14 protein-coding genes are annotated in these 16,465 nt (G+C 69.3%); 8 read left to right on the top strand and 6 right to left on the bottom strand.

All coding sequences use genetic code 11. The annotated features are described in order from the left end of the window. Positions 1-111: 111 nt before the first annotated feature. The 4 genes from E3O62_RS03245 to pdhA form a co-directional block, all read right to left on the bottom strand. A complete protein-coding gene (locus E3O62_RS03245) occupies positions 112-774 on the bottom strand; it encodes a VOC family protein (protein ID WP_134397524.1) in 663 nt (220 codons plus the stop codon). Positions 775-958: 184 nt separating this feature from the next. Next, positions 959-2,416, bottom strand: coding sequence for a dihydrolipoamide acetyltransferase family protein (locus E3O62_RS03240; protein ID WP_134397523.1), 1,458 nt, complete (start codon positions 2,414-2,416; stop codon positions 959-961). Then, a complete protein-coding gene (locus tag E3O62_RS03235) occupies positions 2,413-3,522 on the bottom strand; it encodes an alpha-ketoacid dehydrogenase subunit beta (protein ID WP_134397522.1) in 1,110 nt (369 codons plus the stop codon). Before E3O62_RS03235 ends, E3O62_RS03240 begins: the two co-directional genes overlap by 4 nt. After that, entirely contained in the window at positions 3,522-4,631 is a 1,110-nt protein-coding gene (pdhA, locus tag E3O62_RS03230; protein ID WP_134397521.1) for a pyruvate dehydrogenase (acetyl-transferring) E1 component subunit alpha, read from the bottom strand. The genes E3O62_RS03235 and pdhA overlap by 1 nt, the downstream gene beginning before the upstream one ends. Positions 4,632-4,764: 133 nt before the next feature. Here pdhA and E3O62_RS03225 point away from each other — a divergent pair, with 133 nt between their 5' ends. The 8 genes from E3O62_RS03225 (at position 4,765) to E3O62_RS03190 (ending at position 13,179) form a co-directional block, all read left to right on the top strand. Further along, positions 4,765-5,232 (top strand): Lrp/AsnC family transcriptional regulator, encoded by a 468-nt coding sequence (locus E3O62_RS03225; protein WP_134397520.1) that lies wholly within the window; start codon positions 4,765-4,767, stop codon positions 5,230-5,232. Continuing rightward, a complete protein-coding gene (locus tag E3O62_RS03220; protein ID WP_241973285.1) occupies positions 5,229-5,861 on the top strand; it encodes an LON peptidase substrate-binding domain-containing protein in 633 nt (210 codons plus the stop codon). Before E3O62_RS03225 ends, E3O62_RS03220 begins: the two co-directional genes overlap by 4 nt. A gap of 75 nt (positions 5,862-5,936) precedes the next feature. Further along, positions 5,937-6,422 carry an NADH-quinone oxidoreductase subunit B family protein gene (locus E3O62_RS03215; RefSeq protein WP_134394685.1) on the top strand — a complete coding sequence of 162 codons (486 nt, stop codon included), beginning with the start codon at positions 5,937-5,939 and terminating at the stop codon, positions 6,420-6,422. Continuing rightward, entirely contained in the window at positions 6,419-8,437 is a 2,019-nt protein-coding gene (locus E3O62_RS03210) for a proton-conducting transporter membrane subunit (RefSeq protein ID WP_134397519.1), read from the top strand. The genes E3O62_RS03215 and E3O62_RS03210 overlap by 4 nt, the downstream gene beginning before the upstream one ends. Beyond that, entirely contained in the window at positions 8,434-9,384 is a 951-nt protein-coding gene (locus tag E3O62_RS03205) for a respiratory chain complex I subunit 1 family protein (protein WP_134394688.1), read from the top strand. Before E3O62_RS03210 ends, E3O62_RS03205 begins: the two co-directional genes overlap by 4 nt. An 8-nt stretch (positions 9,385-9,392) precedes the next feature. Then, positions 9,393-10,049 (top strand): hypothetical protein, encoded by a 657-nt coding sequence (locus tag E3O62_RS03200; RefSeq protein ID WP_104101117.1) that lies wholly within the window; start codon positions 9,393-9,395, stop codon positions 10,047-10,049. After that, positions 10,049-11,647: a proton-conducting transporter membrane subunit gene (locus E3O62_RS03195; RefSeq protein ID WP_134397518.1), complete on the top strand. Its 1,599-nt coding sequence runs from the start codon at positions 10,049-10,051 to the stop codon at positions 11,645-11,647. Before E3O62_RS03200 ends, E3O62_RS03195 begins: the two co-directional genes overlap by 1 nt. Further along, positions 11,644-13,179, top strand: a complete 1,536-nt coding sequence (locus tag E3O62_RS03190) for an NADH-quinone oxidoreductase subunit C (protein ID WP_134397517.1) — start codon at positions 11,644-11,646, stop codon at positions 13,177-13,179. Before E3O62_RS03195 ends, E3O62_RS03190 begins: the two co-directional genes overlap by 4 nt. A 57-nt stretch (positions 13,180-13,236) precedes the next feature. Here the strand turns inward: E3O62_RS03190 and E3O62_RS03185 are convergent, their stop codons facing one another. Further along, the gene (locus tag E3O62_RS03185) at positions 13,237-13,578 is read right to left on the bottom strand and encodes a metalloregulator ArsR/SmtB family transcription factor (protein WP_241973284.1); all 342 of its coding nucleotides are present in this window, start codon (positions 13,576-13,578) and stop codon (positions 13,237-13,239) included. 434 nt (positions 13,579-14,012) lie between these two features. Continuing rightward, positions 14,013-16,286: a polyribonucleotide nucleotidyltransferase gene (locus E3O62_RS03180; protein WP_134394694.1), complete on the bottom strand. Its 2,274-nt coding sequence runs from the start codon at positions 16,284-16,286 to the stop codon at positions 14,013-14,015. Positions 16,287-16,465 lie beyond the last annotated feature (179 nt).

Here is a 16,465-nt window from a genome sequence, read left to right as displayed (position 1 = left end):
CGGGGGGCTCGCGGGCGGCGGGCTCGCGGGCGGCGGGCTCGCGGGCGGCGGGCTCGCGCCGGCGTGAGCCGGGCATCCGTCGACGAGCCATCAGACGAAGCCGTCACCGGCTCAGGAGACGGTGGTGCAGACGCAGAGCTCGTTGCCCTCGGGGTCGGCCAGGACCCACCAGTCGGGGGCGTGCTCGTCGGTGAGGAGATCGCCACCGGCGGCGATGACGTCCTGCACCCGGGACTCGGCGTCGATCGTGGGCAGATACACGTCGAGGTGGATGCGGTTGCGCTCGGTGCGCGCGATAGCCATCGTCTGGAACCAGACCCGCGGTCCCTGGTCGTGTGGATCGACGAGTTCGATCTCGCCCTCGCTGTCGACCTCCACGTAGCCGAGACCCACCCGCCAGAACGGCCGGATCGCTTCGGCGTCGGTGCAGTCGATCGCCACGTCGTAGCGGGCCGGCCGCACCGGCGCACGGTCGGCGCCCTGCGCAGCCGCGAGTTCCTGGATGCGCAGCGCAAGCCGCAGGTCACGGTCGGTCACGCCGCCGGCGTCGTGGGACGAAAGGCGGAAGCCGACGCGGCCGTAGCCGAGCCGCACGTCGGGGTGGTGATTCATCGCATCCGCCGCCTTGGCAACCTGGTCGACCAGGCGCACAGCCGAGGCGAAGTCCCGGGTCGTGAACGAGCCGTGCAGGGCGCCATCGAGGTGGACGAAGGCACCGCCGGAGAGCACGGACTCGGTGTCGAGAGGGGTGAGGAGGGTGCCCGGTGATTTCATCCCCCCACTCTGCTGCGCGGTCCGAACCCCGTCAAGGCGCGCTCGGGAGCATCCGTTGCCGGCCGGCTCCCGCAGGCTGCGAACCAATTCGACGGAGATTTTTGGAAAAATGCTCGGTTTACCCGCATTTCGGGGTGTGGGAGCACGATCTCCGTCGAATTCGTCAGGGACTGACCACTGACTCCTACAGGAGGGCGAGGGCGCGCGCGGGGTTGGCGAGAATGCCGGCGACGTCGGTCAGGAACCGGGCCGCCTGCTCGCCGTCGACGAGACGGTGGTCGAAGGCGACGCTGAGAGTGACCACCTGCCGCAGCGCGACCTCGCCGCGATACTCCCACGGCCGCGGCGCGATGGCTCCCAGCGCGAGGATCACGGCCTCCCCCGGAGGCAGGATCGGCGTGCCCGCATCGATGCCGAACGAGCCAATGTTGGTGATCGAGATCGTGCCGCCGTGCAGGGCGGCCGGGCTGGTCGCTCCCGCCCGGGCGGTACTGGTCAGTGCGGCGAGCGCCGCGGCGAGGTCGGCGAGAGCCAGCCGGTCGGCATCCGGGATGCTGGGCACGATCAGCCCGCGCGGCGTGGCGGCGGCGATGCCGAGGTTCACGTAGTGGAACTGAACGATCTCGCCGGCCGCCTCGTCCCAGCGGGTGTTGACCTCGGGCGTGCGGGCGACGGCGAGGCAGAGCGCCTTCGCGACCACGGCAAGGACGCCGATGCGCGCGTCGGCGAACCCCCGGTCGCGTTTCAGCGCGTCGATCAGCTCGATCGTCGGCGTCACATCCACGGTCAGGAACTCCGTGGCGTGCGGCGCGGTGAAGGCGCTCTGCACCATGGCGGCGGCGGTCTGCTTGCGCACGCTCCGGATCGGGCTGCGGGTTTCCCGGGCACGGGGCACGGATGCCGGGGGCCGGTCCTCCGGTTCGGCGCGTCCGAGCTCGAGTCCCGGCTCGTGCGGTGTGTGGCAGACGCCGAGGGCTGCGGGGGCGGCGTACGCCGCCACGTCCTCCCGAATGATGAGGCCCGTCGGACCGGTCCCGGTCACCTGGGTCAGGTCGACGCCCAGTGTGCGAGCCAGCGCGCGCACCGGCGGCGTGGACCGCGGGCGCTCCCCGGTAGCCGGCATCTCCCGAGTCGCGGGTGACGCGGCCGAAGTTGCGGCCGGCGTGGACGTTGCGGCCGGCGTCGACGTTGCGGCCAGCGTAGAGACCCCGGCCCGGCCCGGCGCAACCGTCGCCCCCGCGCGGGCTCGTCGCTGCGGCCGCCCGCCACGCTCGACCGCGGCGCCGTACCCCACGAGCACGGCCAGCCGTTCGGGCTCGCCGGCAGGAGCCGAAGGAGCAGCAGGAGCAGAGGGAGCCGCATCGGCGGGAGGAGCGGTTGAAGGAATTGAGGGAGGCGCGGCGCCGGCGACCTCGAAGGAGACGATCGGGTCGCCCACGTGCACGGTGGTGCCGGGCTGCTGGTGGAGTTCGGCGACCACACCCGCGAAGGGCGACGGCAACTCGACGACGGCCTTGGCCGTCTCGACCTCGGCGATGAGCTGGTTGAGTGTCACCGTGTCGCCGGGCGCGACCCGCCAGGCAACGATCTCCGATTCGGTCAGCCCCTCGCCGAGGTCGGGCAACCTGAAAACCTTGATCATCGTCGTCGTCCCAGCACTCGGTCGACGCCATCGAGCATGCGGTCGAGGTCGGGCAGGTGGTGGCTCTCCAACTTCGCCGCCGGGTACGGGATGTCGAAGCCCGTGACCCGCACCGGTGAAGCCTCAAGGTAGTCGAAGCAGCGCTCGGTGACCTCGGCGATGATCTCGCCACCCAGCCCACCCGAGCGGGCGGCCTCGTGAGTGACGACGAGCCGGCCCGTTTTGCGAACGGATGCCTCGACGGCGGCGTAGTCGATCGGCGAGAGCGAGCGCAGGTCGATGACCTCGACCGAGATGCCCTCGTCGGCGGCGGCGAGCGCGGCATCCGTCGCCGTGGACACCAGCGCTCCGTAGGCAACCAGCGTGACGTCGGTGCCGGCGGCCACGACCCGGGCACTCTCGAAGGGCTCGCCGAGTTGCGGGGTCACCGGGCCGGAAACGTGATAGCGGCGTTTGGGCTCGAAGAAGAGGACCGGGTCGTCGGAGGCGATCGCCTGGCGGATCAGGCTGTAGGCGTCCTGCGGGTTCGAGACCGCGATCACGCGCAGGCCCGAGGTGTGCGTGAAGTAGGCCTCGGGCGATTCGGAGTGGTGCTCGGCGGCGCCGATGCCGCCGCCGAACGGCACCCGGATGGTGAGGGGCATGCGCAGGGCCCCCTGGGTGCGGTAGTGGAACCGGGACACCTGGCTGACGATCTGGTCGAATCCGGGGAAGATGAAGCCGTCGAACTGGATCTCGCAGACCGGGCGGTAGCCGCGGTACGCCAGCCCCACCGCGGTGCCGATGATGGCGGACTCGGCCAGCGGGGTGTCGACGACCCGGTTCGGCCCGAACTCGGCGAGCAGGTCGCTGGTCACCCGGAACACGCCGCCGAGGGCGCCGATATCCTCGCCGAGGAGCACCACCTTCGGGTCGTCGAGCATGGATTGGCGCAGCCCGGCGTTGATCGCCTTGGCCAGGGTCAGGGTCTTCGTCTCCGTCAGCGCCGCCTCGATCGGCGGCACCGGCGTCACAGGAACGGGCGTCACAGGCACCGGCGTCACAGGCACCGGCGTCGCGCCGTTCGCGGGTGCAGCCGGTGCACTCCGGATGGTTTCGATTGACATCAGACCTTCCCTCCGGTCGGCTCGAAGCTCGCCAGGTAGGCCGCGTACTCCGCGCGCTGGCGGTCGACCCCGGCATGCGGGGTGGCGTAGACGTTGGCGAGCACGGTCAACGGCTCCGGGTCAGGCAGGCCGATGCAGCCGGCGCGCAGCTCGGCGGCCGTGGCGTCGGCCAGAGCCTGGGTCTCAGACTCCAGCTCGGGGGTGAACAGGCCGAGAGAATCGAGCAGCCGTCGCAGTCGCAGGATCGGGTCTTTCTTCGCCCACTCCTCGAGTTCGGCCGCGGGCCGGTAGCGAGTGGGGTCGTCCGCGGTCGTGTGCGGGCCCATCCGGTAGGTGACGGCTTCGATGAAGGTGGGGCCTCCCCCGGTGCGGGCGCGGTTCAGGGCCAGCCGGGTCGCGGCCATCACGGCCAGGATGTCGTTGCCGTCGATTCGGAGGCTGGGAATGCCGAACCCGGGGGCCCGGCCGGCGATGCCGAAGCGGGTCTGCAGTCCGACCGGCTCGGAGATGGCCCAGTGGTTGTTCTGGCAGAAGAAGACCACCGGTGCCTGAAAGCTCGCCGCGAACACGAGCGCCTCGCTGACGTCGCCCTCGCTGGTCGCGCCGTCGCCGAAGTAGGCCACGGCCACCGAGTCCGCGCCGTCGAACCGGGCTCCCATCGCCCAGCCCGTGGCGTGCAGGGTCTGCGCCCCGATGATGATGCTGGGCGTCGCCATTCGGTACACCAGCGGGTCCCAGCCGGATTGCGCGGTGCCGCGCCACACCCGGAGGATGTCGGTGGGCGCTACGCCCCGGCACCAGGCGACGGCGTTCTCACGGTAACTGGAGAAGACGAAGTCGTCGGCGCGGAGCGCGCGGCCCGAGCCGATCTGCGCGGCCTCCTGGCCGAGCAACGGCGGCCAGAGCCCCAGCTCTCCCTGACGCTGCAGCGCCGTGGCCTCGGCGTCGATGCGGCGCACCACCACCATGTCCTGGTACAGCGCCGCGAGGTCGGCCCCGGTCACCTCCGCGACCCAGGGATCCAGATCGGCGTCGGCCAGCCGCATCCCCTCGGGGCTCAGCAGCTGCAGAAGAATGTCGGGGGTCTCCCCGGTGTGGACAGTGTGCATCAGATGCGCTCCCAGCGTCGTTGCCGAAGTTGTTGAGAGCGTACGATTCCGCGACATGGAGCACAACCATGACAATAAATTTTGAGCAATTTGCCCTATTCATGGGGCAGCCTGCCTGCTACCGTCGAGCAGTATGCACAGTCTGGACAAAGTCGACTTACAGTTGCTCCGCGCTCTGTGCGCCGATCCGCGCAGCACGTTCGTGGCGCTCGCCCAGCAGCTGCGCCTCTCCCGCAACACGGTGCAGGCGCGCATGGCCAGGCTCGAGGAGTCGAACGCGTTCCTCTCCTTCGACCGCCGCATCAACCCAGTCGCGCTGGGCTATCCGCTGACGGCCTTCATCGAGGTGCACGTGCAGCAGAAACGCCTCGCCCAGATCGTGGCCGAGCTCGCCCGCATTCCGGAAATCGTGCAGGCGCACGGCATGAGCGGGGCGACCGACATTCTGGTGCGCGTGGTCTGCGCGGATGCCGACGACCTGTTCCGCATCGACGGCACCATCCTCGCCTGCGAGGGTGTCGATCGCACCGAGACGTCCCTGGCCATGGGCGAGCTGATCCCCTACCGGATCACCCCACTGCTGGAGCGCCCCCGCCCATGACCGCGCTGCCGGTGACGTCCCTGCCGATGTTCCCGCTCGGGTCGGTGCTGTTCCCCTATATGCCGCTGCAGCTGCGGGTGTTCGAGGACCGCTACCTGGTCATGCTGTCGCGCATCCTCAAGGAGGAGCCGGCCGAGTTCGGCGTGGTGCTGATCGAACGCGGCCAGGAGGTCGGCGGCGGCGAGCGGCGGTTCCACTACGGGACCGTGGCCCAGATCACCGAACTCGAGGCCGCCGAGGGATTCGTCGGGGTGACCGCCCAGGGCGAACGCCGGGTCGAGGTCATCGACTGGCTGACCGAGGACCCGCACCCCCAGGCCACGGTGCGCGACCTTGCCGAGCTGGACTGGGACGACGACCTGCTGCCGCTGCGGGAACGGGCCGAGCAGGCCGTACGACGCGCCCTGGCCCTCGCGAGCGAATTCGCCGACCAGCTCTGGCCCTCGACGGTGGAGCTGTCCCGGGATCCGACGGCGGCCGCCTGGCAGATCGCCGGTATCGCCCCGCTGGGCCCGCTGGACCAGATCGAGCTGCTGCGGTCCACCTCGATGGAGCAGCTCCTCACCGCGGTGATCGAGTACACCCAGGAAGCCGTGGACTCCCTGAGCGCGCCCTGGCCCGAAGAATGACCCGAATCTATTTGATAAATTCATTATATAGGTATATAAAGAAGTAATGATGTATCGTGCCACGCGGAGCCTGAGTTGAGCGTCACACGACTCCTGAACCTCATCCGAACCGGTGGCCGCATCGCCGAGGCGGCCCCACCGGCCCCGGCCCTGTTCCCCGGCGCCGAGGTCTTCGGCGGCAGCGTGCAGGTGCGCTTCATCAACGCCGGCAGCTGCAACGACTGCGCGATGGAGGTGCAGAGCGCGTTCGGCCCGGTCTACGACGTCGAACGATACGGCATCCGTCTGGTCGCGTCGCCGCGTCACGCCGACCTGCTCGTGATCACGGGCGCCGTGACCCGCAACCTGATCGAGCCGATGCGCCGCACCATTGACGCCACGCCGACCCCCCGCTTCGTGATCGCGGTCGGCGACTGCGCCATCACCGGCGGTGTCTTCGCCGAAGGTTACGGCGTGGCCGGGCCGGTGTCGGACTTCGTGCACGTCGACCTGTCCGTGCCGGGCAACCCGCCCGAGCCGGCCGTCATCGTCGAAGCACTGCGCCGGATGACCGGTCGATGACCGCCCTCGAAGCCGGCATGATCGGCCAAGCCCTGCTGCTCGTGGTCGCCGTCGCCGCGGCCCTGCTCACACCCACGTCCTGGCGCTCGCGGGTCAGCGGATCCGTCTGCACCCTGCTCGCCGTGGCCGGCGTCGTCACCGGTGCGATCGCGCTCTCCGGCGGCACCGGGTCGCTGAGCATCCCCACCGCCCTGCCGATGGACCCGCTCGTGCTCTCCCCCGACCGCCTCGGCGGACTGGTGATGGTGGTCGTCTCCGTCGTCGGCGTGCTCGCCTCCCTGTTCGGGATCGGCTCCGCCCGCGTGGCCTCGGCCTCGCGCACCTCGTGGCTGTCGATGGCCGTGTTCCTCTCCGGCATGCAGCTGGTGCCGGCCGCAACCGATGTGGTGTCGTTCCTGCTGTTCTGGGAGATCATGACGCTCGGCTCCACGGCGCTGCTGCTGGCCCACCACGCCACCCGCGGCACGGTCGCCTCCGCCCTGGTCTGGTACTCGGCGATGTCGCAGCTGAGCTTCTTCTTCGTGCTGGCCGGCTTCGCCATGCTCGCCGGTCTGGCCGGCGGCACCGGGTTCGCCGACCTCGCCACCATCGATCCCTTCACCTGGCAGGCCAGCGTGGCGTTCCTGCTGCTGCTGCTCGGCTTCGGCGGCAAGGCGGAGCTCGTGCCCCTGCACGTCTGGGTTCCGCGGGTGCTGCCCGAGGCCCCCGGCCACGTCGCCGCCGCGATGAGCGGCGCGATGGTCAACATCGGCGTCTACGGCGCCCTCCTCGTCGTCGTGCGGCTGCTGCCGAACGGCCCGGCCTGGTGGGGAGTGCTGATCATGGTGCTCGGCGGGGTGTCCGCGCTCTACGGGATTCTGCAGGCCTCCGTGGCGAGCAACCTCAAGGTGCTGCTGGCCTACTCCACGACCGAGAACATGGGGCTGGTGTTCCTGGGGCTCGGGGCATCCGTTTTGCTGCGCGCCGACAACGCCGCGGCCGCGGCCGACGCGGCCCTTGTCGCCGCCCTGCTGCTGATGCTCAGCCACGCCGCGTTCAAGTCCACCCTGTTCCTCGGGGCCGGGGCCGTGGCCCGCGCGGCCGGCGAGATGAACCTCGACCGGCTCGGCGGCCTCGGCAGCCGGATGCCCTGGACCGCCGCCGCGTTCGGCGGAGCCGCCATGGGCGCCGCGGCCCTGCCCGTCACGAGCGGGTTCGTCGCCGAGTGGATGCTGCTGCAGGCTCTGATCCACGGTTCTCGGGTCGACGGGGAGGTCGTCTCCGTCGCGGCATCCGTGGCCATGCCACTCGCGGTCGCCGTAATCGCCCTGACCGCCGGGCTGGCCCTGCTCACCTTCGTCAAGGCCTACGGGATCGCCTTCCTGGCCCGCCCGCGCTCCCGGAAGGCCGCACTGGCCGACGAGGTGCCCGTCATCATGCGCATCCCGCTCGTGCTCGGCGCCCTCCTCGTGGTCGGGCTCGGCCTGATACCCGGCCCGCTCGCCGTGGCCATCGGCTCGGCCGTGGGCCCGGCGTTCAGCCCCGACGTGCGCACCATCGGCCTCGCCGGCGTGGACGCCCGCGGCATCGACGCCGTACTCGACCCCACCACCTTCGTCGTGCTGGCCGCCCTGCTGCTCGTGCCCGTGCTGATCACGCTGTTCGTTTCCGCCCGGCGACACCCCACCCGCACCTCGCCGCTCCCCTGGGCCGGCGGCGGGTCACGGCTGCGGCCGCGGATGCAGTACACGGCCACCTCGTATGCCGAGCCGCTGGTGCGCGTCTTCGACGACGTGCTCCGGCCCACCCGCGACGTGGAGGTCACCCACGTGGGTGAATCCCGCTACCTGGTGGAACGCGTGCACGTGGAACAGACCGTGTCCGACGTGGTCGAGACCCGGCTCTACCGCCCGGTGCTGAACCTCATGCAACGCTTCGGCATTCTGGCCCGACGAGCGCAGAACGGCAGCATCCATCGCTACCTGTCCTATTCCTTCGTCGCCCTGCTTTGCGTTCTGATCGTGGTGTCCCTGTGACCGGCGCCGCGGCGATCATCATCGCCCTGGTCCAGCTGGCGCTGTTCGTGTTCCTCGCCCCCCTCCTGATCGGCGTGATCCGCCAGGTGCGGGCCCTCCTCGAAGGCCGGGCCGGTTCCGGCATCTGGCAGCCGTGGCGCGATGTGCGCAAGCTCCTGGCGAAGAATCCGGTCCGCGCCGCCGACAGCAGCTGGATGCTCGCGGCCGGTCCGGTCACCCTCCTGGTGTCCAGCCTGCTGCTCTGCGCACTCCTGCCGCTGGTCGGCACCCTGCCGCTGCCGCTCATCCCCAGCGACCTGTTCGTGATCGTCTCCATCATGCTGATCGGCGTGGTGGCTCTGGCCCTGGTCGGCCTCGACGCCGGCACCGCATTCGGCGGAATGGGTTCCAGCCGTCACATGACCGTCGCCGCTCTGGTCGAGCCGACCCTGCTGCTCGCGGTCTACGCGCTCTCCATCCCGGCCGGCACCTCCACCCTCTCGCTGATCGTGGAGACCCGGCTCCTGAATCCGGCCGTGATCATCTCCCCGGTCAGCCTGCTGGCCATGGTCGCCCTGGCCATCGCCATCATGGCCGAGACCAGCCGTCTGCCGGTCGACAACCCGTCGACCCACCTCGAAGTGACCATGCTGCACGAGGCCATGGTGCTCGAGGCCTCCGGCCGCGATCTGGTCTGGCTCGAACTCGGCTCCTGGCTCAAGCTGGCCGCCCTGCTCGGCCTGCTCAGCAACCTGATCGTGCCATGGGGAATCATGACCGACTTCTCGGTGCCCGGCGTGATAGTCGGCGTGGGCACCGTCACCGTGAAAATCCTGCTGCTGGGCGTTGTGCTCAGCGTGGGTGAGGTCTTCCTGGCCAAGGCGCGCCTGTTCCGCGTTCCCGAGCTGCTGGCGGGGTCGTTCGCCCTGGGCCTGCTGGCCGTCACCGCTTCCTACCTGGTCGCTTAGGAGCATCCGTGTTCACCACCATTTACCCGCAGCTGATCGGTCTCTGCACCGGCACCCTGCTGCTCACCAGCGCCCTGATGGTCTGGCGGCACTCGCTGCTGGCGTCGATCCGGCTGCTCAGCGTGCAGGGCTTCGCGCTGGCCGCGCTGGTCGCCGTGATCGGCCTGGAGGAGGGCGAGGTCGAGGTGATCCTGGTCTCGTTGCTCGTGCTGCTGGTCAAGGGTATGGGCCTGCCGTGGGTGCTCGCCCGCGAGACCCACGCCACCACGCGAACGGATGAGGCGCCGCGCCTCAACCCGACGGCGGCCCTGCTGACCGTGGCTCTTCTGACCATCCTCAGCTACGTCGTGGCCAGTCGGGTGCTCGCCGGCGACATCAGCATCTCGGCCCACGCGGCTCCGATCGGCCTGGCCATGGTGCTGATCGGTTTCCTGCTGCTGGTCACCCGCCGGCAGGCCGGGTCACAGCTGATCGGCTTCCTCGTGCTCGACAACGGCATCGCCACCGTTGCGTTCCTGACCTCGGGTGGTGTGCCGCTGTTCCTCGAGCTCGGCATCTCCCTCGACGTGCTACTGGTCGTCGTCATCCTCTACGTCTTCGCCGGCCGTATGCGCACCAAGTTCGGCAACACCGAGATCGATCAGCTCAGAAAGTTGCACGACTGATGTCATTCGCCCTCTGGACCCCTCTGGCCATTCCGGCCCTCCTCGCCGTACTGAGCCTCGGCGTGCCCTCCCCCGCGCTGCGCCGGCTCAGCCCCATCGCCTCCAGCGTCGCCGTGCTCATCTCGGGCCTGCTCCTGGTGAGCGTCGTGCTCGCGGACGAAGTTCCCACACTGGGCGGCGGGCTGCTCCGCGCGGACGCGCTGAGCGCGTACATGCTCACCGTGGTCGGCGCCGTCGGGCTCGTCTCCACCTGGGGAGGGCTCGGCCACGCCACGGCCGAGCCCGCGCGGTTCGCCGGCTCCTACGACGCCCTGATCTCGATCTTCCTGGCCGCGATGAGCCTCGCGGTGCTCGCCGACAACATCGGCCTGATGTGGGCCGCCGTCGAGGCCACCACCATCGCCACGGCCTTCCTGGTCGGCCACCACCGCACCCCCCGATCGCTGGAAGCCGCCTGGAAGTACGTCATCCTCGGCTCCGTCGGCGTGGCCATCGCCCTGCTCGGCATCGTGCTCATCTATGCCGCCTCGCGCGGCACGGGCGAGGCAACCCTGTCCTGGCTCGTGCTCAGCCACGCCGGCCTGCCACTCGACCCCGCGCTGATCCGCGCCGGCGGCGCCCTCGCCGTGCTCGGCTTCGCCACCAAGGCCGGGCTCGCCCCCATGCATAGCTGGCTGCCCGACGCGCACAGCCAGGCGCCGGCACCCGTCTCCGGGCTCATGTCCGGCGTCCTGCTCGCGGTCGCCCTCTACGCGATCCTGCGCATCCAGACCATCACCGACGCCGTGATCGGTCCGGACTTCCTGCGCATCATGCTCAGCGTCGGCGGGTTGCTCTCCCTCTTCGTAGCGGCGGCGCTCCTGATCCGCCAGCGCGACTTCAAACGGATGCTGGCCTACTCCAGCATCGAGCACATGGGAATGATGGCCATCGGCGCGGCCATCGGCGCGGCGGCCCTGCCGGCCGTGCTGCTGTACGTGCTCGGCCACGGGCTGACCAAGGCCACCCTGTTCGTGATCTCGGGCCGCATCCTCGAGGTCGAGGGCACCCCGAAGATCGACGACGTGCGCGCCCTGCTCGTGCGGCGGCCGGGACTGGCCGTGCCCTGGCTGATCGCTATGGCCGCTCTGATCGGGTTCCCCCCGTTCAGCATCTTCTTTTCCGAGGTCGGCATCATCGTGGCCGGCTTTTCCACCGGCCTGGGCGTGGTGGTCGGCATCGCCCTGGTACTGCTGCTCGTCATCTTCGCCAGCCTCACCCGGTTGACGGTGGCCATGACGATCGGGGCGCCTGCGGCCACGGCCGTCCCGGCCGTCCCGGCTGCGGCCGTCCCGGCTGTCCCGGCTGCGGCCGTCCCGGCTGCGAGGGCCGCGGCATCCGTCACCGGAGCCGTCCCGGTCTCCATTCCGAGCGCATCCGTCACCCTGGCGGACGCCGCGCCGCACCCGGACGACCCCCTCGTGCCGGACCGATCGGGGCACGGGCCGATGCTGCCGCTGATCCTCGCCCTGGGCACCACCGCGGTGGTGGCCTTCATAGCGGACCCGGTCGGCACACTCCTGACGCGTGCAGCCGAGGTTCTGGGAGGAATCCAATGACGAACCCGAATCCGGTGCGAGCCGCAACCCCGGAGGTGCGCACGCTCACCCGCGACGAACTCCGGGGCGAAGCCGCCGCCTTGCTGACCGATGGAAACCGGCTCGCGCTGGTCGCGTGCCACGACGACGGCGACCGGCTGCGCGTGGTCTACTCCTTCGTCGCCGTCTTCCCCCGGCGCCAGATCGACCTCGTCGTGCCCGTCCCCTATGACGACGCCTGGATTCCGAGTCTGGCCGACCTCTCGTTCCCGGCCGGCAACTTCGAGCGCGGCACCCGCGACCTGTTCGGCGTGCGGCCGGCGAACCACCCTCAGCCCCACCGGTTGGTGCGCCACGGCCACTGGCCCCGCGGCTGGTACCCGATGCGGAAGGACGCCACGGCCACCCCCGAATTCGAACCCGACGTCGAGTCGTTCCCGTTCGTGGAGGTCGAGGGCCCCGGGGTCTACGAGATCGCCGTAGGCCCCATCCACGCCGGAATCATCGACCCCGGCCACTTCCGTTTCTCCGTGGTCGGCGAGACCATCGTGCGGATGGAAGCCCGCCAGTGGTACATGCACCGCGGCGTCGAGCGGCTCTTCGAGGGTCGTCTGCCTGCGGATGGCATCGAGATGGCCGAGCAGATCGCCGGCGACACCGTCATCGGCCACACGCTGGCCTACACGATGGCGATCGAGGCGGCCTCCGGCATCGAGATCTCCGAGCCCGACCGCCTGCTGCGCGCCCTGCTGCTCGAACTCGAACGCCTCTACAACCACGTCTCCGACCTCGGTTCGCTGGCCAACGACGTGGGGTTCGGCGTCGTGAACTCGCACACTCAGCGGCTCCGCGAAACACTACTGCGTATCAACAAGACCGTCACCGGCCACCGCTTCCTGCGCGGGGCGCTGTCCGTGGGCGGGGTACGGGTTCTCGCTCTGCCGGATTCCGCCGCCCTCCGCGGCGTCGCAGCGGACGTTCAGGAGATCATCGCGATCACCCTCGGGCACGCGATCGTGCGGGACCGGTTCACTGGCACGGCCCCGCTGCCCACCAGCCAGGCCGAGGCCATGGGCACGCTGGGCTATGTGGCGCGGGCATCCGGCGTCGACGCCGACGCACGCCGCGACCATCCCTTCGTCGATCTGGGTGAGCACTTCCATGTGGTCACCGACACCGGCGGCGACGTGCTCAGCCGCTACCGGGTGCGCGCGGGCGAGTTCGAGGTGTCCATTGCGGTGGCGATCGACCTCATCGCCCGACTGGGCGCACACCGTGGCGGTGCGGCCGCGGCGTCGTCTCCGGCGGTGACGACGACGGATGCGGCGACGACGGATGCGGCGAGCGGCCTTGCCCTCGTCGAGGGCTGGCGCGGAACCATCTGCCACCGGGTCGAACTGGGGCCAGACGGCACCGTCACGCGGCTGAAGGTCGTCGACCCGTCCTACTTCAATTGGCCCGCGCTGCCGGTGGCCCTGTCCGAGACGATCGTGCCGGACTTCCCCCTCGTGAACAAGAGCTTCAACCAGTCCTACGCCGGCAACGACCTCTAGCGGGGCGTACGCTAGCGCCCGGTGTCGTCGGGGCCGGAGCAGGGCCCAGGGCTCGGGCTACGGCGAGCCCTGCTCGATGGTGCGGAGCAGGGCGTGGGAGTCCTCAAGGCTGGTGACGAGCATCCGTTTGGAGATGGCCAGGAGCTCGGCGACACCCGGGTCCCGCAGTCCGTAGAAGATGGTGTTGCCTTCTCGTCGGGTGGCGACTACGCCGGCGCGGCGCAGGACTCCCAGCTGCTGGGACAGGTTCGACAGTTCGGCGCCGAGCACCTCGGCGAGGCTGCCGACCGAGCGTTCCCCGCCGACCAGCTGTTCCAGAACCTGCACCCGCAACGGATGCCCGAGAGCTTTGAAGAGGTCAGACTTCAATTGGGCCATGGGTAGTCCGGTCGCTGACACAGTTTGATCATATCGCTAACTTGTAATACTTTCAAATAGATGCGTTTCTGTGGCAAACGGGTCTGACCGACACGCCACACCACCGTGCACGGTGCCGGAGACAGCTGCGCGGCGGGCGGGGAGTCACCGCGGAGGAACCGGAGTCGCGCGAGGCCCGCCCGGAGGACTCCGTCGGCTACGTATCGTCGGAGGAATTCACGAAACGCCGCATCCGGTGGCCGTTCGAACGGCGTTTCACGGGATTCTGCGCAGTCAGCGACGGGGGCGGATGCCGCAGCGACTCTCGAGATTGGCGCACCGGGTCTCGACCGGCTCGACCACCGAACGCTCGACCGCCGGCACCGCGGGTTGCAAAAAGCCCGCCCTGCCGGAGCAGGACGGGCTTTCCGTCTAGCCGACTAACCTGGCGAGAGGTTGTCGGTAGACCCAGCGGACTACGCCTCGGTCGGAACCGGTGCGTCCTCGGTGCCGGCCTCAGCCGACTCGTCGAGGACCGGGGCGAGCGAGAGCTTGCCACGGTCGTCAATCTTGGTGATCTCCACGAGGACCTTCTGGCCCACGCCGAGCACGTCTTCGACGTTCTCAACCCGCTTGCCACCGGCGAGCTTGCGCACCTCACTGATGTGCAGCAGGCCGTCCTTGCCGGGGAGCAGGGAGACGAATGCGCCGAACGCGGCGATCTTGACGACGGTTCCGAGGAACTGCTCGCCGATCTCCGGGTTGGTCGGGTTCGCGACGGCGTTGACCATGGCGCGAGCGGCCTCGGCCGACGGTCCGTCAACGGCGCCGATGTACACCGTGCCGTCTTCCTCGATGGAAATGTCGGCACCGGTCTGGTCCTGGATCGAGTTGATCATCTTGCCCTTCGGGCCGATCAGCTCGCCGATCTTGTCGACCGGGATCTGGACGCTGATCACGCGGGGCGCGGTCGGTGCCATCTCGTCGGGACGGTCGATGGCGGCGTTCAGTACGGCCAGGATGGTCGCGCGAGCGTCCTTGGCCTGGGTGAGCGCGCCGGCGAGAACGGATGCCGGGATGCCGTCGAGCTTCGTGTCGAGCTGGATCGCGGTGACGAACTCGCTCGTGCCGGCGACCTTGAAGTCCATGTCACCGAGGGCATCTTCGGCGCCGAGGATGTCGGTGAGAGCCGCGTAGCGGGTCTTGCCGTCAACGGTGTCGGAGATGAGGCCCATGGCGATGCCGGCGACGGGTGCGCGCAGCGGCACGCCGGCGTTGAGCAGTGACAGGGTCGAGGCACAGACGGAACCCATCGAGGTGGATCCGTTGGAGCTGAGCGCCTCGGAGACCTGACGGATGGCGTAGGGGAATTCCTCGCGCGTCGGCAGCACGGGGACCAGGGCACGCTCAGCGAGCGCTCCGTGGCCGATCTCGCGGCGCTTCGGCGTTCCGACGCGGCCGGTTTCGCCGGTCGAGTAGGGCGGGAAGTTGTAGTTGTGCATGTAGCGCTTCTTGGTGACCGGGCTCAAGGAGTCGATCGTCTGTTCGAGCTTGAGCATGTTCAGCGTGGTGACACCCAGGATCTGGGTCTCGCCGCGCTGGAAGATCGCGGATCCGTGCACACGCGGGATGATGGCAACCTCGGCATCGAGCGGGCGGATGTCCGCGAGCCCACGGCCGTCGATGCGGATGCCCTCGTTGAGAACGCGTGAGCGCACGACGAGCTTGGTGACCGACTTGTACGCGGCGGAAACCTGGTTGTTCGCGCTGGCGTCGAGTTCGCCGGCGGCGACCTTGGCCGCGATGGCCTCCTTGACGGATGCTTTGAGCGCGTCATCCGCATTCTGGCGCTCGATCTTGTCGGCGATCTGGTAGACGGCCTTCAATTGGTCGTACGCGAGAGCGGCGACGGCGTCGTAGGTGGCTGGCTGGTAGGACGGGAACACCGGGTAGGCGCCGGTCGGCTTGGCGGCCGAGGCGGCAACCTTCTGCTGTGCCTCGATGAGCTGCTTGATGAAGGGCTTCGAGGCTTCGATGCCCTCGGCGATGACCTCTTCGTTCGGCTTGATGGCGCCGCCCGTGATGAGGTCCCAGGCGTTGTCGGTGGCTTCGGCCTCGATCATCATGATCGCGACGTCCTGCGCGCCGTTGGCGTCGGTCACCACGCGACCGGCGACGACCATGCTGAACACGGCGTCGACGATCTGCGAGTGCTTCGGGAAGGCAACCCACTGGCCGGAGCCGTTCTCGTCGGGGATGAGGGCGACGCGAACGCCACCGATCGGGCCCGAGAAGGGGAGGCCAGCGAGCTGGGTCGACATCGAGGCCGCGTTGATCGCGAGCACGTCGTAGTACTCATCCGGCGCGATGGCCAGAACGGTGACGACAACCTGGATCTCGTTGCGGAGTCCGTCGACGAAGGACGGGCGCAGCGGCCGGTCGATCAGACGGCAGGTGAGGATGGCCTCGGTCGACGGGCGACCTTCGCGACGGAAGAAGCTGCCCGGGATGCGTCCGGCGGCGTACATGCGCTCTTCGACGTCAATGGTGAGGGGGAAGAAGTCGAAGTTCTCCTTCGGCTGCTTGCTGGCGCTCGTGGCGGAGAGAAGCATGGTCTCTTCGTCGATGTAGGCGGCGGCAGAACCCTGCGCCTGCTGGGCGAGACGCCCGGTTTCGAAACGGATGGTGCGTGTGCCGTACTTACCGTTATCGATGACGGTTTCGGCGAACGTGATTTCTGGACCCTCCATATGGGGGTTCTCTCCTTTGGTTTTTGCTTCTCGCCATTCTGGCGATGAAGACTCGGTTGCCCGTATGGCGCGCGAGCTGGACGCGGAGAAGAAGGGCGCGAGAGCTGGCCACCAGTAGAAATTCACCAACTGCGGATGTTGCCGGCAAGTTGGGAAACCACCACCGAGGACCAGCGCGC

Origin of the sequence: Cryobacterium sp. TMT2-15-1, from assembly GCF_004402345.1 — a bacterium.
Classification (GTDB): Bacteria; Actinomycetota; Actinomycetes; order Actinomycetales; family Microbacteriaceae; genus Cryobacterium; species Cryobacterium sandaracinum.
Note: the sequence above shows the minus strand (reverse complement) of the source record. Positions and strands in the feature narration are given on the sequence as shown.

Excerpts from the sequence above, each read along its gene's own strand:
- E3O62_RS03180 (WP_134394694.1), bottom strand. The coding sequence starts at position 16,286 with ATGGAGGGTCCAGAAATCACGTTCGCCGAAACCGTCATCGATAACGGT.
- E3O62_RS03225 (WP_134397520.1), top strand. The coding sequence starts at position 4,765 with ATGCACAGTCTGGACAAAGTCGACTTACAGTTGCTCCGCGCTCTGTGC.
- pdhA (WP_134397521.1), bottom strand. The coding sequence starts at position 4,631 with ATGCACACTGTCCACACCGGGGAGACCCCCGACATTCTTCTGCAGCTG.
- E3O62_RS03240 (WP_134397523.1), bottom strand. The coding sequence starts at position 2,416 with ATGATCAAGGTTTTCAGGTTGCCCGACCTCGGCGAGGGGCTGACCGAA.
- E3O62_RS03210 (WP_134397519.1), top strand. The coding sequence starts at position 6,419 with ATGACCGCCCTCGAAGCCGGCATGATCGGCCAAGCCCTGCTGCTCGTG.
- E3O62_RS03195 (WP_134397518.1), top strand. The coding sequence starts at position 10,049 with ATGTCATTCGCCCTCTGGACCCCTCTGGCCATTCCGGCCCTCCTCGCC.
- E3O62_RS03235 (WP_134397522.1), bottom strand. The coding sequence starts at position 3,522 with ATGTCAATCGAAACCATCCGGAGTGCACCGGCTGCACCCGCGAACGGC.
- E3O62_RS03220 (WP_241973285.1), top strand. The coding sequence starts at position 5,229 with ATGACCGCGCTGCCGGTGACGTCCCTGCCGATGTTCCCGCTCGGGTCG.
- E3O62_RS03245 (WP_134397524.1), bottom strand. The coding sequence starts at position 774 with ATGAAATCACCGGGCACCCTCCTCACCCCTCTCGACACCGAGTCCGTG.
- E3O62_RS03190 (WP_134397517.1), top strand. The coding sequence starts at position 11,644 with ATGACGAACCCGAATCCGGTGCGAGCCGCAACCCCGGAGGTGCGCACG.